Below are 22617 nucleotides of genomic sequence, written 5' to 3' on the forward strand. Positions count from 1 at the left end.
GCATGAAACGGGCTTTTTCTATCGGCGCCTACTGGCAAGCAGCGCACCGATCAAACCTCAGCTTTCGACCGCGAGAACGGCGAGGTGATCTTGATCATCTGCACGAAGGCCTTCGGGTTGCCGGCCAGGATTTCACCCTGGTCGAGGTAGCCCGATTCGCCGGTGTAGTTGCCCACCAGACCACCCGATTCCGTCACGAGCAGCGAGCCGGCGGCCATGTCCCATTTGCTCAGGCCCTGCTCGAAGAAACCGTCGAGGCGGCCGCAGGCAACGTAGGCGAGGTCTAGCGCAGCAGCGCCAGGGCGACGCAGGCCGGCGCAGTTTTCCGTCATGGTCGCAAACAGGCGGGTGTAGTCGTACAGGCCTTCCATGTCGCGGTAGGGGAAACCTGTGCCGATCAGGCAGTCGGCCAGCTTGTCGCGGCGCGTGACGCGGATGCGGCGGTTGTTCAGGAACGCGCCGGCGCCCTTGGAGGCGGTGAAGAGTTCGTCGCGCGTCGGGTCGTACACCACGGCCTGCGTGACGACGCCACGCTGCATCAGCGCGATGGAAACGCCGTACTGCGGGAAGCCGTGGATGAAGTTCGTGGTGCCGTCGAGCGGGTCGATCACCCAGACGTTTTCGCTGATCGTTTCGCCGTCGGCCCAGGATTGGCCGGACTCTTCCGCTAGAATCGCGTGATCGGGGTAGGCAGTCTTGATGACTTCGATGATCGCCGCTTCAGCTGCGCGGTCGACTTCGGTAACGAAATCGTTGTGTTGTTTGCGCTCGGTGCGCAGGCTATCGACGTCGAAGGACGCGCGGTTGATGACGGTGCCGGCCTTGCGAGCAGCCCGGACGGCGATATTGAGCATCGGATGCATCTGGGATCTCCGCGCCTGGCGCGCCGATTTTTCGAAAGCGGCCGCAGGCGAAACAACACAACGAATTGTAGAAGAACGAGCGGCGGGCCAATCTCGCGATCCTGCCCGCCGTCAAAAGAGTGGCCGTATTGTATATGAACCCCGCCTCCGGCGCCCCGCGAATTGCGCCAATGAGCACCCCAAGCACCACCCCCGCCGACCCGGAAACGCTGCACCAGCGCGCCGCGCGGTGCCGTTTCGTGCTGGTTGAGACCAGCCACCCCGGCAATGTCGGCTCCACCGCACGTGCGCTCAAGACGATGGGCTTTGGAGAGCCCGGCAGCTTCGTGCTCGTGCGCCCGCGCGAGGCCGACGCCCAACGCCACGCCGATGCCGTTGCCATGGCAAGCGGTGCCGATGACGTGCTGGCCGCCGCCCGTGTGGTAGACGGCATTGGCGAAGCGCTGGCCGGCGCCTCGCTCACCATCGCATTGACTGCCCGCCCGCGTGAATTCGGCCCGCGCCGCATCGGCCCGCGTGCCGCGGCAGAAGAAGTGGCCGCATTGCTGGCCGCGCCGGACACCACCGTCGCGTTCGTCTTCGGCAATGAACGATTCGGTTTGCCCAACGAGGTGGTGGAGCGCTGCCACGTCGTCACGCACATTCCAGCCAACCCGGCGTATGCCTCGCTGAACCTGTCGCAGGCGGTGCAGTTGATTGCGTACGAGGTCCGGATGGCGCTGCTGGCCGGCACGGGCACGGGCGACACCCGCATGGAAGGCGTCGGCTTTGTCGGCGAGCCGGCCACCGCCGAGCAGATCGACGGGATGTTCGAGCATCTGGAGCAGGGTTTGGTCGAGATCGGTTTTCTGGACCCCGCCCAGCCGAAAAAGCTGATGTCGCGCCTGCGGCGGCTGTTTGCCCGCACGCAGTTGGAGACCGAAGAGGTCAACATCCTGCGGGGGATTGCCAAGCGCATGCTGGGCCGCCGCGCCGCAGCCGCCACGCCGCCCACCGGCGCAGCCGACGACTGTCGCTGACCGCCCTGAGAGCCGCCCGTTGTTGATCGACCTGGGCGGCATCCCCTGCATGTCTGGTTAAAACCCTTGCCGCAGCACGGTAAGGCAATGCCTTACACTGCCCTCAGCGCATCGCGCATATAGAAATAACGATCCACACACCTCAAGATGTTCACACGCATTCGCGAAGATATCGGCGCCATCATGGAGCGAGACCCGGCCGCGCGCAGCCGCTGGGAAGTGCTGACCTGCTACCCAGGTCTGCACGCCATCATCGTCCATCGGATCGCGCATGCGTGTTGGCACGGCGGCTTCCGGTGGCTGGGGCGGTGGTTCTCGCACCTCGGGCGTTTCCTTACCGGCATCGAGATCCACCCCGGCGCAACGATCGGGCGGCGCGTGTTCATCGACCACGGCATGGGTGTCGTGATTGGCGAGACGGCCGAGATCGGTGACGACTGCACGATCTACCAGGGCGTCACGCTGGGCGGCACGTCGCTCTACAAAGGCGCCAAGCGGCACCCGACGCTCGGCAAGGGCGTGGTGGTCAGTGCGGGCGCCAAGGTGCTCGGCGGCTTTGTCATCGGGGATGGGGCGCGTGTTGGGTCCAACGCGGTCGTGCTCAAGCCGGTGCCGCCGGGTGCAACAGCGGTTGGCATACCGGCGCGCATCATCGAGCGCGATGTCGCTACCGAAGCCCGGTCTGCGCTCAAGCAGGAGTTTTCCGCGTATGGCATCACGCCCGATGCGGACGATCCAGTATCGCTGGCGCTCAAGCGGCTGATCGACCACAGCGAGCTTCAGCAGGAGCGCATCGAGTCGATTCTTTCTGCGCTGGATCGCCTGGGCGCGCACCTAGAGAACTCCCCGAACGACCCGTTCGATGCGAGCGAGTTGAAGCGGATGCTCAAGTAAGCAAGGTCAGGTGGGCAGGTGGCGGCGGCTTATGTCGTCACTTGCTCGACCGTCAGCGTGCCGTCTTGCAGTTTGAGGAAACTGCCGCGCGGTTGCTCTTGATCGAAATCCCAGTCGGAAAGGACCCAGCGCTCACCGCTGGGCTCGTGATGCAGCTGCGGGCGGTGCGTGTGGCCGTGGATCAGCGTGCCGGTATTCGATGCCGTGAGTAACGCGTCCACCGCCTCTGGAGCGACGTCGCCCATCATCGCGGCGGCGCGGGGCTCGCCGGCGACATTGGCGGACACGGCGCGGCCGGCTTCGCTCTCTGCGCGCATCTTCTGCGCGACCTTCAAGCGCCAGCGCAGCGGCATCGCCAGGAATATCCCTTGAACCCAGCGCTTGCGCGTCCAGTGGCGAAAGCGCATGTAGGCCGTGTCGCGCGTGCAAAGGGCGTCGCCGTGGGCAAGCACGATGCGCGGGCCATCGTCCGCTTGGAGCACGGTGGGGTCGGGCAACAGCGTAGCGTGCGCAGCCTTCAAGAAGCGCTTGCCGAGCAGGAAATCTCGATTGCCGTGCATGAACAGCACGCGCGTGCCGGCCGCGGCCAGTTCGGCGAGCAGGTTGGCGATGTGCCGGTGGAACGGATCAGCCAATTCTTCATCGCCGACCCAGTATTCGAAGAAGTCACCCAGGATGACGAGCGTGCGTGCCTCGCGGGCGCGCGTGCGCAGGAAGCGCTCGAACGCGGCGGCGGTGGCCGGCATGCTGGCCGTCAGGTGCAGATCCGAAATAAAAAACACCGGCCCGGAAACCCGGACCGGTGTCTTCAGCGCGGAGGCCTGTGCGGCGTGCGCTGCGTCGATCATTCGATCACTTCAGCGCTTTCGATGATCACGTCTTCCATCGGTACGTCCTGATGGAAGCCGCGGTTGCCGGTGCGCACGGAGCGGATCTTGTCGACCACATCCATGCCTTCGGTCACCTTGCCGAACACGGCGTAGCCCCAGCCTTGCGGCGTCGGCGACGTGTGGTTCAGGAAGTCGTTGTCAACCGTGTTGATGAAGAACTGGGCCGTGGCCGAGTGCGGATCGTTGGTGCGTGCCATGGCAATGGCGCCGCGCTCGTTCTTCAGGCCGTTGTTGGCTTCGTTGTCGATCGGAGCCTTGGTGGGCTTCTGGTTCATCTTCTCGCCCGGCTCAAAGCCGCCGCCCTGGATCATGAAGCCCTTGATGACGCGGTGGAACACCGTGCCGTTGTAGTGGCCATCCTTCACATAGGCGACAAAGTTGGCAACCGACTTCGGTGCCTTCTCAGCGTCCAGGGCCAGGGTGATGTCGCCGTGGTTGGTGTGCAGCTTGACTTGGGTCATGGTGAATTCCTTGGGTGGGGCAAAAATGCGTTACTTGGAGACGACGGTAGCCGATTCAATCACGATCGGCTTCACGGGCACATTCTGGTGCGGGAACTTGGTGGTGGTTTCCACCGCCTTGATCTTGTCGATGGTGTCGGTGCCATCGACCACCTTGCCGAAGACGGTATAGCCGTAACCGTCCTGACCAGGGTAGTTGAGCATGTTGTTGTCGACCACGTTCACGTAGAACTGCGCGGTAGCGGAGTTCGGGTCCATGGTACGTGCCATGGCGATCGTGTACTTGTCGTTCTTCAGACCGTTCTTCGATTCGATTTCGACCGGTGGGCGGGTGTCCTTCTGCTTCATGTCGGCCGTGAAGCCGCCGCCCTGGATCATGAAGCCGTCCATCACGCGGTGGAAGATCGTGCCCTTGTAGAAGCCGTCCTTCACGTACTGCAGGAAGTTGGCGACCGTCTTGGGTGCCTTGTCCGGATACACCTCAACGGTGAAGTTACCCATCGACGTCTTGAACTGGACGCGCGGCGCGGACGCGGTGGCTGCCGTGGCTGCGGTGGCGGTTACGGCCAGTGCACACACGAGCCCGGCAAAGAGGGAGCGAATACGGAGCATGGTCAGGAAGAGAGAGCTTGTGGGTGGGAAAAGCAGGATCGGGGCCGCGTCTTCTTATTGACGCTTCGCTGGCTTGGCACTCACGCCGCTGGCTGCGGGCAGCGTGGTCGTGGCGGGTTTGGACGCGGGATGCACGCCTGGCAGATCAAGCAGGGCATCCAGACGCGCGCGCGCGGTGGCGTTCTTCGGATTCAGCTTGATCGCGCTCTGATACGACTGCGCGGCCAGGCGGACGTAGACGTCGCCAAGGTTGGATTGCGCTAGCGCATTCTCCGGCGCCACGCGGTTCGCCATGATCAGGTTGTCGCGGGCGCGGAGTAGCTCGCCGCGCTCGGCATACAGCGCGGCCAGGTTGATGTACGGTTCGGGCAGTTCCGGGAAATCTTGTGTCATCTGACTGAAGGCGACGATGGCATCGTCGGCGCGGCCCAGGCCGGCAAGTGCCACGCCTCGCTGGAAGCGAGCCTGCGCGTTGCGCGGCTGGGAGGCGACGTCCTTGTCCAGTTCGGCCAGTGCCTCGGCGTATTGCTTCTTGGCCAACGCGTCGTCGATGCGCTTCTGGCGCGCGACCTGCGGCGCTTGCTGCGTGCTGGGCATCAAATCGGCCGGCAAGGCAAAGCCGGCGGTCTGGGCGAAGGCCGGTGCCGCCGACATGGCAAGCAGGCAAGCCAGGGTGGCAGCGGTCTGACGCAGCGGTCTGTTCATGAGAATCGGTTCCGTTATACTCCGCCGCATTCTAACAAACCGTCTTTGTGCGCAGCAGCGGCCGTGCGCGCCAGGAAAGGTTCTTGACGGGGAGCATGCCAGACGCACTGGCAGGCCGCCCCGTCAGCGCAGTTCCGGTAAGATATGCCGCTAGTTTTGCAGGCGCCGCGCCGGCGCCGATTGCCTCCAATTTGGTCCGCCCGCAACGTTGTACATCGCATGCGCGGCGCGCTGAGTCTCCCGACACCGCTTCATGGAATCACTCAAGATCTACAACACGCTCGCGCGTGAGAAACAGACGTTCGTCCCCATCGAGCCCGGCCGCGTGCGCATGTACGTGTGCGGGATGACGGTGTACGACTACTGTCACGTGGGGCATGCGCGGGTCATGGTGGTGTTCGACATGGTGCAGCGTTGGCTGCGTGCGGCAGGTTACGAGGTGACCTACGTGCGCAACATCACCGACATCGACGACAAGATCATCAAGCGTGCGGTCGAGAACGGCGAGACGATGAGTGCGCTCACCGGCCGCTTCATCGCCGCCATGCACGAAGACGCAGATGCGCTTGGCGTGCAGCGCCCCGACCACGAACCTCGCGCCACCGAATACGTGCCGCAGATGCTGAAGATGATCGGCAGGCTGCAGACGAACGGTCTCGCCTACCAGGCCACCGACGGCGACGTGAACTACGCCGTGCGCAAGTTCCCCGGTTACGGAAAGCTCTCCGGCAAGTCGCTCGAAGACCTGCGCGCCGGCGAGCGCGTGGCAGCCAACGATGCCAAGCAGGATCCGCTCGACTTCGTCCTCTGGAAATCCGCCAAGGCAGACGAACCCGCCGAGTCGCGCTGGGCGTCACCGTGGGGCGAGGGGCGCCCTGGCTGGCACATCGAGTGCTCGGCGATGAGCTGCGAACTGCTGGGCGAGCATTTCGACCTGCACGGCGGTGGCGCCGATCTGCAGTTTCCGCACCATGAAAACGAGATCGCCCAGTCCGAGGGCGCGACCGGCAAGACGTTCGTCAACACGTGGATGCACAACGGTTTCGTGCGCGTGAATGACGAAAAGATGTCGAAATCGCTCGGCAATTTTTTCACTATCCGTGACGTGCTGAAGGTGTACGACGCGGAGGTCGTGCGTTTCTTCATCCTGCGCTCGCACTATCGCAGCGACCTCAACTACAGCGATACGCACCTTGACGACGCGCGTCATGCCCTCACACGTCTGTACACCGCGCTAAAGGATGTGCCGGCGGCCGCGGGTGCGAAGCCCGACTGGAGCGAGTCGCACGGCAAGCGCTTCCTTGAAGCCATGAACGACGACTTCAATACGCCGGTTGCCGTGTCGGTGCTGTTCGAGCTGGCGAGCGAAGTCAACAAAACGCGCTCGCCCGAGCTGGCCAACCAGCTCGCTGCGCTGGCAGGTGTGCTGGGCCTGCTGGGCCGAGATCCGCACGCGTTCCTGCAGGGCGGTGTGTCGGCCGATGGCCTGGACGCCGCAGAAGTGGAAGCGCGCATCGAAGAGCGCCGCGCGGCCAAGGCTGCCCGCGACTTCGCCCGTGCGGACGCCATCCGTGCTGAGTTGCTCGCCGCTGGCATTGTTCTGGAAGACAAGCCGGGTGGCGTGACCGAATGGAGACGCGCATGAACGCGGTGGCCAAGAAAGCCAACGTAGTGCGCAGCACCGCCGCCAAGAAAACGCCGGCGGCGAAGGTGCCGTCTGCCAAGAAGGCGGCTGTCAAGAAAGTCGATGGTGTGGCGAGCAAGTCGGTCGCCGGCAAGAGCGCACCGATCAAGGCCGCCAAGGCGCCGGCCAAACGCGCACCCGCGAGCAAGGTGCCGCTGCCTGAAACGCTCGCCGCTAGCGAGGCGCTGCCTGTACCGGCGGAAGTGGTGCTTTCTGGCCCACCCGAGTATTGGCAAGAAGCTTGCGCAGACCTGATGAAGCGAGACCGCATCTTGCGCAAGATCATCCCCACGTATGGCCCTGCGCACTTGGCGTCGCGCGGCGACCCGTTCGTCACGCTGGCGCGATCGGTCGTTGGTCAGCAGATTTCAGTCAAGGCAGCGCAGTCGGTGTGGGAACGGGTGGTGGCTGTGTGCCCCAAGCTCGTGCCTTCCCAGTTTTTGCGTGCCGGCCAAGAGAAGCTGGCGGGTTGCGGGCTGTCGAAGCGGAAGGCGGAGTACATTCTTGACCTCGCCGATCACTTTCGCAACGGCACGGTGCACGTCGCCAAGTGGGCCGAAATGGACGATGAGGATGTGATCGCCGAACTGACGCAGATTCGCGGCATCGGCAGATGGACGGCGGAGATGTTCCTGATGTTCAACCTGATGCGGCCGAACGTGCTGCCGCTGGACGATATCGGGCTCATCAACGCGATTTCACAGAATTATTTCAGTGGCGAACCCGTCACTCGCAGCGAAGCGCGTGAAGTGGCTGCCAACTGGGAACCGTGGCGCACTGTGGCCACTTGGTATATGTGGCGCAGCCTCGACACGGCGACCACCTATTGATCTGTTCATTTCGATGAAACGGAGCGCGTCGCCGGGCGGTCAAAATCCGGTAGAATGCGCGCCTTCAAGAGCCTTTCAGAAGATCCATGAAAACAACCTTCCTGGAGTTCGAGCAGCCGATCGCAGAACTTGAGGCGAAGATCGAAGAACTTCGCTTCGTACAAGACGATTCCGCTGTCGACATTTCTGAAGAAATTTCCCGCCTGGCTTCCAAAAGCCAGCAGCTCACCAAAGATCTGTACGCCAACCTGACGCCATGGCAGGTCGCGCAGATCGCCCGGCACCCGCAGCGTCCGTACACGCTCGATTACGTCCGCGAGATCTTCACCGACTTCCACGAACTGCACGGCGACCGTACTTTCGCCGATGACTTGTCGATCGTGGGCGGTCTGGCGCGCTTCAACGGCCAGGCTTGCATGGTGATCGGTCACCAGAAGGGCCGCGACACGAAGGAGCGCGCGCTGCGCAACTTCGGCATGTCCAAGCCTGAGGGTTACCGCAAGGCCAAGCGCCTGATGGAACTGGCGGACAAGTTCGGCCTGCCGATCTTCACGTTCGTCGATACGCCGGGCGCATTCCCCGGCATTGACGCAGAAGAGCGCGGTCAATCCGAAGCCATCGGTCACAACCTGTTTGTGATGGCCGGTTTGAAGGTGCCCCTGATCGCCACCATCATCGGTGAAGGCGGTTCGGGCGGTGCACTGGCCATCGCCATGGGCGACTCGGTGATCATGCTGCAGTTCGCCACCTACGCCGTGATCTCGCCGGAAGGCTGCGCGTCGATCCTGTGGAAGACCGCAGAGAAGGCGCCGGAAGCCGCTGAGGCTCTGGGCCTGACCGCGCATCGCCTGAAGGCGCTCGGCCTGATCGACAAGATCGTCAACGAGCCGCTGGGCGGCGCGCACCGTGATCCGAAGGGCATGGCGACGATGCTCAAGCGCGCGCTGGCCGAGTCGCTGCGCCAGTTCCAAGGCATGAAGACGTCGGAACTCCAGGCGCGCCGTCACGAGCGCCTGATGGCTTATGGCAAGTTCAAGGAAACCGAAGGTCGCTGATTCGTCGGCTGATCTCGTCAACAAGGTCGCACAACGCGTTGCCGCGTGTGCGGCCTTTGTTGCTTCTGGCGGGGCCGAAGCACCGATCGTGGCGATTGCCCTGTCGGGCGGACGCGATTCTGCCGCGCTGCTGCACGCGTGTGCGGCGTGGCGTGATGCGGGTGCTCACGTGCAGCTCGTTGCGCTGCATATTCACCATGGCTTGCATGCCGAGGCCGATGTTTGGGAATGCGCCAGCCAACGCATGGCAGAAGCAGCCGGCGTCGCGTTTCATGCGCGTCGTGTCCATGTGGCGGTCGATGCGGGGCAGGGGGTAGAGCAGGCAGCGCGCGAAGCCAGATACGCCGCGCTCGAAGCGCTTTGCGCCCAGGCAGGCGCCTCCATTTTGCTGACGGCGCATCATCAGGATGACCAAGCTGAAACGGTGCTGCTGCAATTGATGCGCGGCGCTGGCCTCGACGGCCTCGCAGCTATGCCGATGGCTCGGGCGGGCGCTGTCACATTGCTGCGTCCGTGGATCGATGCGCCGCGCAGCGAGATCGAGTTGTACGCACATACGCACGCGCTCAGCTGGGTCGAGGATCCGTCCAACGCCGACGCACGTTACGCACGGAATGCGCTGCGTCCTCTGCTTGTGGGCATGGCGGATCATTTCCCGGCGTATCGCGAAGCGCTGTCGCGCAGCGCTGGACACTTGGCGGATGCAGCTGCGCTGATCGACGAGATCGCACGGGCCGATTTGACGTTGATCGCCTCAGCGGACGGGTTGGATGTGGGCGCGTTGAGCGCACTATCCGTGCCGCGTCAGCGCGCGGTGCTGCGTGCCTGGTTGGCCGATGCGGGGGTGCGCGCGCTCTCCACGCGTCGCCTTGAGGATCTGCGTACGCAACTGGTCGACGCGCGCGACGATGGGGCGCTTTGCATTGAATTGCCTGCGGGACAAGTTAGGCGCTATCGCGGCGTTGCGCGAGTCGACGCTGGCACCGGCGACGCATCGGATCTGGTCGCGTTGGCCATTGAGGCGACGCAATTTGAACCGACGCATCCGGCTGAGCAACGCGTGAATGTGGCCGCATGGGGTGGGGTGCTGTCGTTTGCACCCGTGGCACGCGATGGCATCGCTGTGCAAACCTTGCAAGCGCCGCTGTTGCTGACGCCGCGCCGCGGTGGTGAACGCATCGTGCTGCGCCCGGGAGGACCGTCCCGCGCGCTCAAGCAGGCGTACCAGGAGGCTGGCATTCCTGCCTGGGGGCGCCAGCGCTTGCCGCTGCTGTATGCGGGCGACTTCCTGGTGTTTGCGGCCGGGTTGGGAATGAACCGAGCGGCCCTCCACAGCGGCGCAGGCTGGCAGGTCACATGGTCTGCCGCTACCGAGGGTGCACCCTGATACACATCGGCAGCAGTGAATTGCTTGCCGATCGATGCAAATTGCTGTATTTTCAAAAGCTTTTGCACCGCTCCGCCTCCTCCTGATCTTTCCAAGATGGCTCTCATCGTTCACAAATACGGTGGCACCTCGATGGGTTCGGTTGAACGCATCAAGAATGTCGCCAAGCGCGTTGCCAAGTGGCACCGTGCAGGTCACCAGATCGTGGTCGTTCCGTCGGCCATGTCTGGCGAAACCAACCGCCTGCTGGGCATGGCCAAAGAGATTTCGGCCCAGCCCGACCCGCGTGAACTCGACATGATTGCCTCGACTGGCGAGCAGGTGAGTGTGGGACTGCTGGCCATCGCGCTGCACGCCGAAGGCATTGACGCCCGCAGCTACACGGGCTGGCAAGTGCCGGTGAAGACCGATTCGGCCTACACCAAGGCGCGCATCCAGTCGATCGACGATGAACGCGTACGCGCTGATTTGGACGCTGGTCGCGTGGTCGTCATCACCGGCTTCCAGGGCATCGACAGCGAAGGCCATATCACCACGCTGGGCCGTGGCGGTTCGGACACCTCGGCCGTGGCGGTTGCCGCTGCGCTCGAAGCCGACGAATGCCTGATCTACACCGACGTGGATGGCGTCTATACGACCGACCCGCGCGTGGTAGACGACGCCCGTCGCCTGGACAAAATCACCTTCGAAGAGATGCTGGAAATGGCCAGCCTCGGTTCCAAGGTGCTGCAGATTCGCTCGGTGGAGTTTGCCGGCAAGTATCGCGTGAAGACCCGCGTGCTGTCGTCGCTGACCGACCCGCTGATGCCGCTCGACGTTGAGATGAACTCCGGCACGCTGATTACTTTTGAGGAAGATTCGAACATGGAAGCCGCCGCCATTTCCGGCATCGCCTTTGCCCGCGACGAAGCCAAGATCACCGTGATCGGTGTGCCGGACAAGCCTGGCATCGCTTATCAGATCCTGGGGCCGGTCGCCGACGCCAACATCGACGTCGACATGATCATCCAGAACCAGTCGGTGGAAGGTAAGACGGACTTCACCTTCACCGTGCCGCGTGGCGAATACCAGCGCGCCCTGGCGATCCTGAACGACAGCGTGAAGGCGCACATCGGTGCGGCCAGCGTGTCGGGCGACCCGAAGGTCTCGAAGGTTTCGGTGGTGGGTGTGGGCATGCGCTCGCACGTGGGCATCGCCAGCAAGATGTTCCGCACGCTCTCGGAAGAAGGCATCAACATCCAGATGATCTCCACCTCGGAAATCAAGATCTCGGTGCTGATCGATGAGAAGTACATGGAGCTGGCCGTGCGCGCGCTCCATAAGGCGTTCGAGCTGGATCAGGCGTAATCGGCTGAGCTGAGACCGGATGGCCGGGTGGCGACCCAGGGCCACAGATTCTCATCGCGTGTCATGCAGTTGTCGTTGACCGGGTGGGGTGAAGTGGCTAGAATACGCGCTTCGTTGCACGGGCTCCTTCGTGTGACGCGAGTTTGGGAGACGTGGCCGAGAGGTCGAAGGCACTCCCCTGCTAAGGGAGCATCCGGGCCAAAACCTGGATCGAGGGTTCGAATCCCTCCGTCTCCGCCAGTTTGGCGCTTCTCGCGGGAAGCGCACACAACAGGCGGATGCGAGTCGAGCTGACGTGACGGCTCGCATTGCACTGCACGTCAAAAAGCCCGCATGGCGCAAACCATGCGGGCTTTTTCTTTCGTCTGCTCTGCACGCACGCGCCTTCCGAAGATGGCGCGCGCATGCGTAGTGCATTAACGCATCAGCCTTGGCCGACGACGTCCGGCACACCGGCGGTCACGTTGAAGCCACAGTCCACGTACGTGATCTCGCCAGTCATGCCGCTGGCCAGATCCGACAGCAGGAACGCCGCCACGTTGCCCACCTCCTCGATGGTGACGTTACGGCGCAGTGGTGCCACGTCTTCCATGTACTTGAGCAGCTTGCCGAAATCCTTGATGCCGGACGCGGCGAGCGTCTTGATCGGGCCCGCCGAGATGCCGTTGGCGCGGATGCCCTTCGGACCCAGCGCGCTGGCCAGGTAACGCACGCTCGCTTCGAGCGACGCCTTGGCCAGGCCCATCGTGTTGTAGTTCGGGACCACGCGCTCAGCACCCAGGTAGGTCAAGGCCAGCAGCGAAGCATTTGGCGAGAGCATCGGCAGCGCGGCCTTTGCCAGCGCCGGGAAGCTATACGCCGAGATGTCGTGGGCGATGCGGAACGATTCGCGCGACAGGCCATCGATGAAGTTACCGGCAATCGCTTCGCGCGGCGCAAAGCCGATCGAGTGCACCAGGCCGTCGAAATGACCCCAGTGCTGGCCAAGATCTTCGAACACCTTGGCGATCTGTTCATCGCTGCTGACGTCGCAATCAAACACCAGCTTGCTGTCGAACTCGGTGGCGAATTCAGTAATGCGGTCCTTGAAGCGTTCGCCGACATAGGTGAAGGCCAGTTCCGCGCCTTCGCGCTTACAGGCGTTGGCGATGCCGTAGGCGATCGAGCGGTTGGACAGAAGGCCGGTAATCAGAATGCGCTTGCCAGCGAGGAATCCCATGGTTTCTCCGTACAAATGTGGGGCAACGTCGCGCCCGTATGTTGCTTGGGTTACTCGTCACTGCGGTTAGGCAGCGGCGGTATCCCGGGCACGAGGCAATTAGGTGGGCGCGATCATACCGGAAAGCGCGGGGCGGCTCCGCATTTGCGCAGTGCCGCACGACCGGCTGCCAGTCTTGTCAATGCGGGACGATCCTCGGGCCGGAATTGGTCGGATTGCCATGTGAGGGCGTTAGAATCGTCCAAAACAGTTTTTCAGACAGCGATCAATCGGATCAACGCATGCAAGGACATTGGGGGCAAGGGGCGCAATGAGCGTGCGCGTTGCGACACACAAGCGATTCATGGCGCTGGTCAGCCTGCTGGCGGCGCTCTGCGCGACACCCGCCTGGGCGGCCCATGGCTACGCCGAATATGGCGACCTCAAGTATCCGGCCGGTTTCTCGAACTTCGGCTATCTGAACCCGAAGGCGCCCATCGGCGGCATGCTGCTGCTCGGCAATCCAGACCGCCGCACGAGCTTCGACAAGTTCAATCCCTTCACGATCAAGGGGACGTCGGCACCGGGGCTGAATCAGCTTGTCTTCGAAAGCCTGCTCATTACAAGTTGGGACGAGACCGCCAGCGGCTATGGGCTGCTTGCCGACGACGTGACGGTGGCGCCCGACGAGCTTTCGGTCACGTTCCACATCAACCCGCGCGCCCGATTCTCCAACGGCGATCGCGTGCGCGCTTCAGACGTCAAATACTCCTACGACATGCTGATGGGCAAGGGTGCGAGCCCGGCCTACCGCAGCATGACAGCGGACGTGGCCAAGGTGACGGTGGTGGACGCGAGCACCATCCGTTACGATTTCAAGCGCAGGAACAAGGAGCTGCCGCTCATCGTCGGTGGGCTGCCGGTGTTCTCGCCAAAGTGGGGCAAGGGCAGTGGCAAGCCCGACGACCCGGACGGCGGCAAGGATGTCGCGTTCGACAAGCTGACCTTCCAGGACCCGATTGCCAGCGGCCCGTACGTAATCGACCGCTTTGATCCGTCGCGCGGCATTACCTTTCGGCGCAATCCCGACTATTGGGGCCGTGATCTGAACGTGCGCCGTGGTTCGTTCAATTTCGAACGCATCCAGTACAAGCTCTACAAGGACGAGACGGCCCGCCTCGAAGCCTTCAAGGCCGGCGAGTACGACGCCATGGTGGAATACCGCGCCAAGAACTGGGCGAAGAGTTACGTCGGCGTGAAGTTCCGCAGCGGTGAACTGATCAAGAGCGAATTCCCGCATCGCAACGGCGCGGGCATGCAGGGCTTTGTGATGAACCTGCGGCGCCCGCTGTTTCAAGACCTTCGGGTGCGCAAGGCGCTGGCGCTGGCGCTTGATTTCGAATGGCTCAATCGCCAGCTTTTCTATGGCGCCTACCGCCGGCTCGACAGCTACTTCGCCAATAGCGAGCTGGCCGCGTCGGATTCGCTCACGGGCATGCCCAGCAAGGGCGAGCTGGCGTTGCTGGAGCCGCTGCGCAGCAAACTCGATCCGGACGTGTTTGGCGTGCTGCCCGCACCGCCTTCGACTGATCCTCCCAGTTCACTGCGTGACAACCTGCGGCAGGCGCGCCGCCTGTTGGCGCAGGCCGGTTGGACGTACGCAGACGGCGCGCTGCGCAACAGCAAGGGCGAGCCGTTCGTCTTCGAGATGCTTGACGACGGCGGCGCCATGAGCCGCGTCATGGCGGCGTATGCGCGCAACCTGGAAAAGCTCGGCATCCAGGTCAACCAGCGCATGACCGACTTCGCGCTCTACCAGAAGCGATTGGAGGAGTTCGATTTCGACATGATTTCGCTGCGCTTCCCCGATTCGCAAAGTCCCGGCAACGAGCTGAAGGACCGCTTCGGCTCTGCCGCGGCCGACGAGGCGGGCTCAGATAACGTGATCGGCCTGAAATCGCCGGCCGTCGATGCGCTGATCGATGATGTGCTGCGTGCTGACAGCCGCGACGAGCTGGTCATCGCTTCGCGCGCGCTCGACCGCGTACTGATGCAAGGCTGCTATGTGATTCCGCACTGGTATTCGGCTTCCCACCGCGTGGCCTACAACAAGAACCTGATGTACCCGGATCGTCTGCCGTATTACTACTCGGCCGAGGCCTGGGTGCTAACGGCGTGGTGGCGGACGCCGGAATCCGCCCAATCGGCTGCCAAATGACCGCATCGGTGACACCATGTTCGCGTACCTGATCAAACGGTTGCTGCTTCTGATCCCGACACTGATCGGCGTGATCACGCTGACGTTTATCGTGATCCAGTTCGTACCTGGTGGCCCGGTCGAGCAGATGATGATGGAGATGAAAGGGCGCGGCGCAGGCAGCGAGGCCAGTGGCGGCGGTGCGTTTGACTATCGCGGCCGCCGCGGCGTCGATCCCGAGAAGATCAAGGAAATCCGCGCGCTGTATGGTTTCGACAAGAGCCCCGTCGAGCGCTACTTCCTGATGCTCGGCCGTTTTGCACGCTTCGACCTTGGCGAGAGCTATTTTCAGCACCGTAGCGTGTGGGACCTTATCAAGTCGAAATTGCCGGTATCGATTTCGATCGGGTTGTGGACGTTCTTTCTCACGTACCTGATAGCGGTGCCGCTCGGTATTGCAAAGGCTGTGCGGGCTGGCAGCCGGTTTGACCTGGTGACCAGCATCATCGTGTTGGTCGGCTACGCCATCCCGGGCTTCGTGCTCGGGGTGCTGCTGCTTGTGCTGTTTGGCGGCGGCACGTTCTTCCAGTGGTTCCCGATCCGGGGGATCACATCGGATAACTGGGATCAGCTCAGCCTGCTCGGCAAGATCACGGATTACCTTTGGCACATCACGCTGCCCGTCATGGCGTCGGTGGTGGGCAGCTTTGCCGTCATCACCATGCTGACGAAGAACGCGTTTCTTGAGGAAATCCGCAAGCAGTACGTGCTGACGGCACGCAGCAAGGGGCTGTCGGAGCGGCGCGTACTGTGGAAGCACATCTTCCGCAACGCGCTGCTGCCGCTGGTGACGGGCTTCCCGTCGGCCTTCATCGGGGCATTCTTCACGGGGTCGCTGCTGATCGAGCAACTGTTCTCGCTCGACGGCATGGGCTTGCTGTCGTATGAGGCGGTGGTGCGGCGCGATTATCCGGTCGTGCTCGGCACGCTGTACCTGTTCACGCTGATCGGGCTGGCCGCGCGGTTGATTTCCGACGTGTGCTACGTGCTGGTTGATCCGCGTATCCATTTCGGCTCGGTCGGGCGATAGGCGGGCCGGCAATCATGACCCAGTATTCGCGCACTTCCACGCATCCATCCAATACGGCAACGCCGCATCCCGTGCGGCATTCGCCGTCGCCCCTCAAGCGGGCGTGGCGCCGCTTCAAGCAGCATCGGCTCGGTTACTGGAGCCTGATCATCTTCGTGGCGCTGTTCGTGCTCAGTCTGGGCGCCGAATGCATCTCAAATGACCGGCCGCTGGTGGTCAAGTACCACGGCCACTGGTATTTCCCGATCGTGAAGGCCTACCCCGAGACGACCTTCGGCGGGGATTTCCCGACCCCGACGGATTACCTCGATCCGTTCATCCGAGACAAGTTCAAGGAGCCGGGAAGCTTTGCGATTTATCCGCCCAATCCGTATTCGTACGAGACGCTGAACTATTTTTCGAAAGAGCCCAACCCGGCGCCGCCCTCTGCCGAGAACTGGCTCGGTACCGATGACCGTGGTCGCGATGTGTTTGCGCGGCTGCTGTACGGCTTCCGTGTCTCGGTGCTGTTCGGGCTGGCGCTCACGGTGCTTGGCGTGCTGGTCGGCACGCTGACGGGCGCGCTGATGGGCTTCTTCGGCGGGCGCTTCGACATGGTGTCGCAGCGGCTGATTGAAATCTGGAGTTCGATGCCAGAGTTGTACCTGCTGATCATCTTCGCGTCGATCTTCACCCCCAGCCTTGGGCTGCTGATCATTCTGCTGTCGCTGTTCGGGTGGATGAGCCTGTCGGATTACGTCCGCGCCGAGTTCTACCGCAACCGCTCGCTCGACTATGTGAAGGCCGCGCGGGCGATGGGCCTGTCCAGTTGGCAGATCATGTGGCGCCACATCATGCCCAACAGCCTGACGCCCGTGATCACCTTCCTGCCGTTCCGCATGAGTGCGGCCATTCTTGCGCTCACCAGCCTGGATTTTCTTGGCCTGGGCGTGCCGCCATCCACCCCCAGCCTGGGTGAACTTCTCGCACAGGGCAAGGCCAACTTGGATGCGTGGTGGATCTCGCTGTCGACTTTCGTGGTGCTCGTGCTGACCCTCGTGCTGCTGACCTTCATGGGCGACGCGCTGCGCGATGCCTTCGACACGCGCCTGTCGTTCGCCCAACTGCGTACGCGCCAGAAACCGGCGGGGGTGAAATGACTCGCGTTGATCTGCGTACCTCCACGCCGAAGTACGACGGTCCGCTGTTGCGGTTGGATGACCTGTGCGTGCATTTCGAATCCGAACACGGCGAGGTGACGGAAGCCGTCAAGCACGTCTCGCTCGACTTGCACGCCGGCGAGCGCTTCGCCCTGGTGGGCGAATCGGGCTCCGGCAAGTCCGTGACCGCGCTATCGATCATGCGATTGCTGGCCGACGCGCAATACAGCGGCCGCATCCTGCTCGAAGGCCGCGACCTGCTGGCGGCCAGCGAGCGTGAGATGCGCGGCCTGCGTGGCGCCGACGTCGCCATGGTGTTCCAGGAGCCGATGACGGCGCTCAATCCGCTGTACACGATCGGCAACCAGATCGTCGAAACACTGGAATTGCACGAGGGTCTGGACAAGCGCGCCGCCAAGGCGCGCGCGATTGCTCTGCTGGAACGCACCGGCATTGCCGAGGCGCCGCGCCGGTTTGACGCCTTCCCGCACCAACTGTCAGGCGGGCAGCGCCAGCGCGCAATGATCGCCATGGCGCTGGCGTGCTCGCCGAAGCTGTTGCTGGCCGACGAGCCGACCACCGCGCTGGACGTGACGGTGCGCATGCAGATCCTGCAATTGCTGCGCGAGCTGCAGGCCGAGTTTGGCATGGCCATCATGCTGATCACGCACGACCTGAACATGGTGCGCGCCTTTGCCGAGCGCGTTGGCGTGATGGAGCGCGGCGTCCTGGTCGAAACCGGCAACACGGCCGACGTGTTTGCCGCGCCCAAGCACCCGTACACGATCCGCCTACTTGAGAGCCGCCCGCAGCGCGACGTGCTGCCGCTGGTGCCGCTTGCGCCCGTGCTGCTCGAAGCCGACAAGCTGACGGTCACCTACGAACGCCATCGCCCAGGGTTTGCGGGCTGGTTCAGGACCGACCCGTTCACCGCGGTCGACTCCGTGTCGCTGCAACTGCGCGAAGGCGAGACGCTTGGCATCGTGGGCGAGTCAGGTTCTGGCAAGACCACGCTCGCGCAGACGCTGCTGGGTTTGCAGGCGGCAAAGAGCGGCGACCTGCGTTTCCTGGGCAATTCGCTGCTGCGTATTTCGCGCGACGAGCGCCGCGCAGTGCGGGCGCGCATGCAGGTGGTGTTTCAAGACCCATACGGCTCGCTGTCGCCACGCATGACGATCGAGGAGATCGTGGGCGAAGGGCTGGCGCTGCACCAACCGCACATCAACGCCACGGAGCGACGTCACCGCGTGATCGAAGCCCTGCGCGAGGTGGGGCTTGATCGCACGGCGCTGGGCCGCTATCCACATGAGTTTTCGGGCGGGCAACGCCAGCGCGTCGCCATTGCCCGTGTCCTGATCCTCAAACCGCAGCTGCTGGTGCTCGATGAGCCGACTTCAGCACTCGATGTGTCGATCCAGCAGCAGGTGCTTTCACTGCTGTCAGCCCTTCAGAAAAAGTACAACCTGTCGTATCTATTCATCAGCCACGACCTTGCTGTCATCCGCGCGATGTCACATCGCGTGGTGGTGATGAAGGATGGAAAAGTGGTGGAAGAGGGTGACACTGAAGCGGTGTTGGCGTCCCCCTCGCACCCCTACACCTGCAAGCTGATGGCGGCTGCCTCACTCATCCCTGCGCGGGATAACCCGTAAAACCTATCGCGTTTGCCCCGAATCAGTGCAGTTTTGATGCGCGGTTTTTGTAAGAATGCGCATCCAAAGTCATGTCTAAGTGCCTGATTTGCATGTGGATTCCGAAGAATTTGTAACGACCTTTGACAAGTCAAAGTGTCACTTTTATCATCCTGCGAGATTGTTTTAACAAGATTCGGACTGGTCTCATTTGCGGGGGCATATGTTCGCCGCATCATTACGAGTTTCCGAGGGAGAACCAATGCAGCATTTCGTACTTCATTCCATGGCGCGCCTGGCGGTAGGGGTTGTGATCGGCTGCGGCGTGATCGTGTCGAATGCAGTGCACGCTGATACGGTCTTCAAGGACACGGAAGTCCGCGCCGACGTCAAGCCTGAAGCCAAACCGGGCCTCATCTCCAACGTGATGAGCAAGACGGGTGACGTGGTTATGAACGCGCTGGGCATGATTGGCCTGCGTTACCGCTTCGGTGGCAACACGCCGGAATCTGGCCTCGACTGCAGCGGATTCGTCCGCTACGTCTTCAACGACACCTTTGGTTTCCTGCTGCCGCGTCGCGCTGTGGAAATGAGCCGCGTCGGCACCAGCGTGGACACAGCTGAACTGCGCCCCGGCGACTTGGTGTTCTTCAACACCATGCGCCACACCTTCTCGCACGTCGGTATCTATATTGGCGACAACAAGTTTGTGCACGCACCGTCCACGGGCAGCAAGATTCGCGTGGATGACATGACCGCCTCGTACTGGGTGACGCGCTACAACGGCGCCCGCCGCATCGAAGGCAACTCCGGTGCGGCCATCAAGGACGGCGCCGATAACTTCGTCGAGCAACTCAAGCGCGTCGATCCGAACGCCGCCGGCAAGCCACTCGCAATGTACGGCGGTTGATTCGCTCGGGCTCGCTATCACACAATAGAAAAAAGACCGCCGCGGCGGTCTTTTTTGTTGCCTGCTGAAGGGGCATCAGCGGGGTGGCAGCGGGGTGCCGACGATGGTCTGCGTCAGATGCAGCTTCTCCCGCAGCAGCGGCATGGCGGCCTGGGCGGCCTGCTCGCCTGCCAGAATCGCCTCGTTGCGCGCGGTGAAGTCGCTGCCCTTAACAAACGGCAGCGATGGTGTGATCACCACGTCCGCCTGGGCCAGCTCGGTCTTGTTGATGCTCTGACCCATGATGGCCGTCGTCTGCAGCAGCATGCTCGCTTGCCCCGATACCGCCTGGTTGGACGGGTCTGCCGAGATATTCACTGCAATCACGAACGTTGCGCCCATCTGCTTGACGTACGTCACGGGCACGGGCGCCACCAGTCCCCCGTCGACGTATTGGCGGCCGCTGATCGTTACCGGCTGGAACACGCCTGGGATGCTGCACGAGGCACGCACCGCCTGACCGGTATTGCCGCGCCGGAACAGGATTGGCTTGCCGCTCGCCAGGTCCGTCGCCACGATGCCCAGCGGAATATGCATCTGCTCGATGGTCTTCTGCTTGACCAGCCGGTTGATGTACTTCTCCAGCGCCTCGCCCTTGAGCCAGCCGCCGAAGCGCGTGCCGAACGGCAGAGCCCAGTCGGCGATCATGGCTTCGTCCATCTTGAGCGCCATGCGGTTCATTTCCAGTCCTGACATGCCGGACGCGTAGATCGCCGCTACCACGCTACCCGCACTTGTGCCGGTGATGAAGTCGATCTGAACGCCCTGGGCTTCCAGCATCTTGATGACCCCGATGTGCGCAAAACCGCGCGCGGCACCGCCGCCTAGAGCCAATCCGATTCGCACGGGCTGTGTGGCCGGCTGCGCCGTAGGCGGCAGCACGGCCGTGGCGGGAGTGGCAGGTGTCTCGGTTTTGCCGGATGAGAAACCCGTCACGGTGCAGGCGGAGAGGACGGAGGCGCCGGCGGCGCCCAGGAAGAGGCGGCGTTGCATGAGGAGGTTGGGGCGGTTTGATATGCCGCGCAGTGATGTTCAGTCGTAACCGAGCGCACTGCGGCCGGCCGCCATTGTGCCAAAGTTCAGCGACAGGTCGGCCGGATATGCGTGGCACGGTTGCTATAATTTCGGTTTTGATAGAGGCCGCTCAGGATCCGCGCTCGCGGTCCGACCATGCGGCCTTATTCGTTCAGCCATTCCTATGACACAGCGCGTCCGCACTCGTTTCGCCCCAAGCCCCACGGGCTTCATCCATCTCGGCAACATCCGCTCGGCACTCTATCCGTGGGCTTTCGCGCGCAAGATGAAGGGAGACTTCATCCTGCGCATCGAAGACACCGATGTGGAGCGTTCCAGCCAGGAAGCCGTCGACGTGATCCTGGAGGCGATGGCATGGCTGGACATGGACATCGATGAAGGCCCGTTCTACCAGATGCAGCGCATGGACCGTTACCGCGCCGTGGTCGCGCAGATGGTGCAGCAGGAACTGGCTTATCCGTGCTACATGAGCACCGAAGAGCTTGACGCCCTGCGCGAAGCGCAACGCGAGCGCGGCGAGAAGCCCCGCTACGACGGCACCTGGCGCCCCATGCCCGGCAAGGTCTTGCCCACGCCGCCGGCCGGCGTGCAGCCTGTGATCCGTTTCAAGAATCCCATCGGCGGTAGCGTCGTTTGGGACGATGCGGTGAAGGGCCGCATCGAAATCTCCAACGACGAGCTCGATGATCTCGTGATCGCGCGCCCGGACGGCACGCCGACGTACAACTTCTGCGTGGTCGTTGACGACATGGATATGCAGATCACGCATGTGATCCGCGGAGACGACCACGTCAACAACACGCCCCGCCAGATCAACATCCTGCGCGCGCTTGGTGGCACGCCGCCGGTCTACGCCCACTTGCCGACCGTGCTCAACGAGCAGGGTGAGAAGATGAGCAAGCGGCACGGTGCCATGGCCGTCACGGGCTACCGTGACGCGGGCTATCTGCCCGAGGCCATCGTCAACTACCTTGCCCGCCTGGGCTGGGCGCACGGCGATGCCGAGATCTTCTCGCGCGAGCAGTTCATCGAATGGTTCGATCTCGAGCACCTGGGCAAGTCGCCCGCGCAATACAACCCTGAGAAGCTCGCCTGGCTGAACAACCACTATATCAAGCAGGCCGACAATGCGCGCCTGGCTGATTTGGTGAAGCCGTTCATCGAAGAGCTGGGTGGCAAGGTGGATGGTGGCCCCGTCCTGGCTGACGTGATCGCTCTCGTGAAGGACCGTGCCAACACGTTGCGTGAAGTCGCCCAGACGGCGCTGCTGTTCTATCGCACCGATCTGGCTGTCGAACCGGAGCTGGCCGCGCAGCACCTCACCGACGACGTACGCCCTGGCATCGCAGCGCTGGCTGAGAAGCTCGGCGCGCTGCCTGAGTGGAAGCGCGAAGCGATTGGTGCAGCCTTCAAGGAAGTGCTCGCCGCACACGGCTGGAAGATGCCGAAGCTGGCGATGCCGGTGCGCTTGCTGGTGGCCGGGCAACTGCAAACGCCGTCGATTGATGCCGTGCTGGAACTGTTCGGCCGCGACGTTGTTCTGCGTCGTCTGGCGGCGTGACGAGCACGACGCAAAAAATTTTGCGAAAGGGTATTGCCAAGCGCTAAATACTTCCCCTATACTCTTGTTT

General features: G+C 62.9%; 20 protein-coding genes and 1 tRNA gene. 14 read left to right on the forward strand and 7 right to left on the reverse strand.

The genetic code is table 11. The annotated features are described in order from the left end of the window. Positions 1 to 50 precede the first annotated feature (50 nt). Entirely contained in the window at positions 51 to 863 is an 813-nt protein-coding gene (locus tag ACTJK4_RS14520) for an inositol monophosphatase family protein (protein WP_232042469.1), read from the reverse strand. A gap of 134 nt (positions 864 to 997) precedes the next feature. Here ACTJK4_RS14520 and ACTJK4_RS14525 point away from each other — a divergent pair, with 134 nt between their 5' ends. Both ACTJK4_RS14525 and cysE read left to right on the forward strand, forming a co-directional pair. Beyond that, positions 998 to 1882 carry an RNA methyltransferase gene (locus ACTJK4_RS14525; RefSeq protein WP_440818245.1) on the forward strand — a complete coding sequence of 295 codons (885 nt, stop codon included), beginning with the start codon at positions 998 to 1000 and terminating at the stop codon, positions 1880 to 1882. A 147-nt stretch (positions 1883 to 2029) separates the two neighbouring features. Beyond that, positions 2030 to 2776, forward strand: coding sequence for a serine O-acetyltransferase (gene cysE, locus ACTJK4_RS14530; RefSeq protein WP_440818246.1), 747 nt, complete (start codon positions 2030 to 2032; stop codon positions 2774 to 2776). 29 nt (positions 2777 to 2805) lie between these two features. Here the strand turns inward: cysE and ACTJK4_RS14535 are convergent, their stop codons facing one another. The 4 genes from ACTJK4_RS14535 to ACTJK4_RS14550 are packed head-to-tail and all read right to left on the reverse strand — an operon-like array spanning position 2806 to position 5444. After that, positions 2806 to 3624, reverse strand: a complete 819-nt coding sequence (locus ACTJK4_RS14535) for a UDP-2,3-diacylglucosamine diphosphatase (RefSeq protein ID WP_440818247.1) — start codon at positions 3622 to 3624, stop codon at positions 2806 to 2808. Further along, positions 3621 to 4127 carry a peptidylprolyl isomerase gene (locus ACTJK4_RS14540; RefSeq protein WP_024976009.1) on the reverse strand — a complete coding sequence of 169 codons (507 nt, stop codon included), beginning with the start codon at positions 4125 to 4127 and terminating at the stop codon, positions 3621 to 3623. Before ACTJK4_RS14540 ends, ACTJK4_RS14535 begins: the two co-directional genes overlap by 4 nt. Positions 4128 to 4157: 30 nt before the next feature. Then, a complete protein-coding gene (locus ACTJK4_RS14545; protein ID WP_024976008.1) occupies positions 4158 to 4739 on the reverse strand; it encodes a peptidylprolyl isomerase in 582 nt (193 codons plus the stop codon). A 54-nt stretch (positions 4740 to 4793) separates the two neighbouring features. Further along, a complete protein-coding gene (locus ACTJK4_RS14550) occupies positions 4794 to 5444 on the reverse strand; it encodes a hypothetical protein (RefSeq protein ID WP_440818248.1) in 651 nt (216 codons plus the stop codon). Between the two features lie 253 nt (positions 5445 to 5697). On the opposite strand from ACTJK4_RS14550, the gene cysS reads away from it, so the two are divergent. From cysS to ACTJK4_RS14580, 6 genes are all read left to right on the forward strand, one after another. After that, positions 5698 to 7089, forward strand: a complete 1392-nt coding sequence (gene cysS, locus ACTJK4_RS14555) for a cysteine--tRNA ligase (RefSeq protein WP_440818249.1) — start codon at positions 5698 to 5700, stop codon at positions 7087 to 7089. Continuing rightward, the gene (locus tag ACTJK4_RS14560; protein ID WP_322016508.1) at positions 7074 to 7958 is read left to right on the forward strand and encodes a DNA-3-methyladenine glycosylase family protein; all 885 of its coding nucleotides are present in this window, start codon (positions 7074 to 7076) and stop codon (positions 7956 to 7958) included. The genes cysS and ACTJK4_RS14560 overlap by 16 nt, the downstream gene beginning before the upstream one ends. Positions 7959 to 8044: 86 nt before the next feature. Continuing rightward, positions 8045 to 9013: an acetyl-CoA carboxylase carboxyltransferase subunit alpha gene (locus tag ACTJK4_RS14565; RefSeq protein WP_009238448.1), complete on the forward strand. Its 969-nt coding sequence runs from the start codon at positions 8045 to 8047 to the stop codon at positions 9011 to 9013. Beyond that, positions 8982 to 10400, forward strand: a complete 1419-nt coding sequence (tilS, locus tag ACTJK4_RS14570; protein WP_440818250.1) for a tRNA lysidine(34) synthetase TilS — start codon at positions 8982 to 8984, stop codon at positions 10398 to 10400. The genes ACTJK4_RS14565 and tilS overlap by 32 nt, the downstream gene beginning before the upstream one ends. 96 nt (positions 10401 to 10496) lie before the next feature. Further along, a complete protein-coding gene (locus ACTJK4_RS14575) occupies positions 10497 to 11747 on the forward strand; it encodes an aspartate kinase (protein ID WP_045204290.1) in 1251 nt (416 codons plus the stop codon). A gap of 146 nt (positions 11748 to 11893) precedes the next feature. Beyond that, positions 11894 to 11987 (forward strand) — tRNA-Ser (locus tag ACTJK4_RS14580). Between the two features lie 184 nt (positions 11988 to 12171). On the opposite strand, the gene fabI is transcribed toward ACTJK4_RS14580, so the two are convergent. Then, positions 12172 to 12966 (reverse strand): enoyl-ACP reductase FabI, encoded by a 795-nt coding sequence (gene fabI / locus ACTJK4_RS14585; protein ID WP_232042477.1) that lies wholly within the window; start codon positions 12964 to 12966, stop codon positions 12172 to 12174. 310 nt (positions 12967 to 13276) lie between these two features. Between fabI and ACTJK4_RS14590 the strand changes: the two genes are divergently transcribed. From ACTJK4_RS14590 to ACTJK4_RS14610, 5 genes are all read left to right on the forward strand, one after another. Continuing rightward, positions 13277 to 15163 (forward strand): extracellular solute-binding protein, encoded by a 1887-nt coding sequence (locus ACTJK4_RS14590; RefSeq protein ID WP_440076963.1) that lies wholly within the window; start codon positions 13277 to 13279, stop codon positions 15161 to 15163. Between the two features lie 16 nt (positions 15164 to 15179). Beyond that, positions 15180 to 16232 carry a microcin C ABC transporter permease YejB gene (locus ACTJK4_RS14595; protein WP_232042479.1) on the forward strand — a complete coding sequence of 351 codons (1053 nt, stop codon included), beginning with the start codon at positions 15180 to 15182 and terminating at the stop codon, positions 16230 to 16232. A gap of 14 nt (positions 16233 to 16246) precedes the next feature. Further along, positions 16247 to 17371, forward strand: a complete 1125-nt coding sequence (locus tag ACTJK4_RS14600) for an ABC transporter permease (RefSeq protein WP_232042480.1) — start codon at positions 16247 to 16249, stop codon at positions 17369 to 17371. Beyond that, complete coding sequence (locus tag ACTJK4_RS14605) at positions 17368 to 19023, forward strand: ABC transporter ATP-binding protein (protein WP_440818251.1); 1656 nt, start codon at positions 17368 to 17370, stop codon at positions 19021 to 19023. Before ACTJK4_RS14600 ends, ACTJK4_RS14605 begins: the two co-directional genes overlap by 4 nt. 241 nt (positions 19024 to 19264) lie before the next feature. After that, on the forward strand, positions 19265 to 19912 hold the full coding sequence (locus tag ACTJK4_RS14610) for a C40 family peptidase (RefSeq protein ID WP_027677664.1): 648 nt from the start codon (positions 19265 to 19267) through the stop codon (positions 19910 to 19912). 75 nt (positions 19913 to 19987) lie between these two features. Here the strand turns inward: ACTJK4_RS14610 and ACTJK4_RS14615 are convergent, their stop codons facing one another. Beyond that, positions 19988 to 20944, reverse strand: coding sequence for a patatin-like phospholipase family protein (locus tag ACTJK4_RS14615; protein WP_260802668.1), 957 nt, complete (start codon positions 20942 to 20944; stop codon positions 19988 to 19990). Between the two features lie 205 nt (positions 20945 to 21149). On the opposite strand from ACTJK4_RS14615, the gene gltX reads away from it, so the two are divergent. Continuing rightward, positions 21150 to 22547: a glutamate--tRNA ligase gene (gene gltX, locus ACTJK4_RS14620; protein ID WP_232042483.1), complete on the forward strand. Its 1398-nt coding sequence runs from the start codon at positions 21150 to 21152 to the stop codon at positions 22545 to 22547. Positions 22548 to 22617: the final 70 nt, after the last annotated feature.

It is taken from the genome of Ralstonia sp. 22111 (assembly GCF_052045895.1).
Classification (GTDB): Bacteria; Pseudomonadota; Gammaproteobacteria; order Burkholderiales; family Burkholderiaceae; genus Ralstonia; species Ralstonia wenshanensis.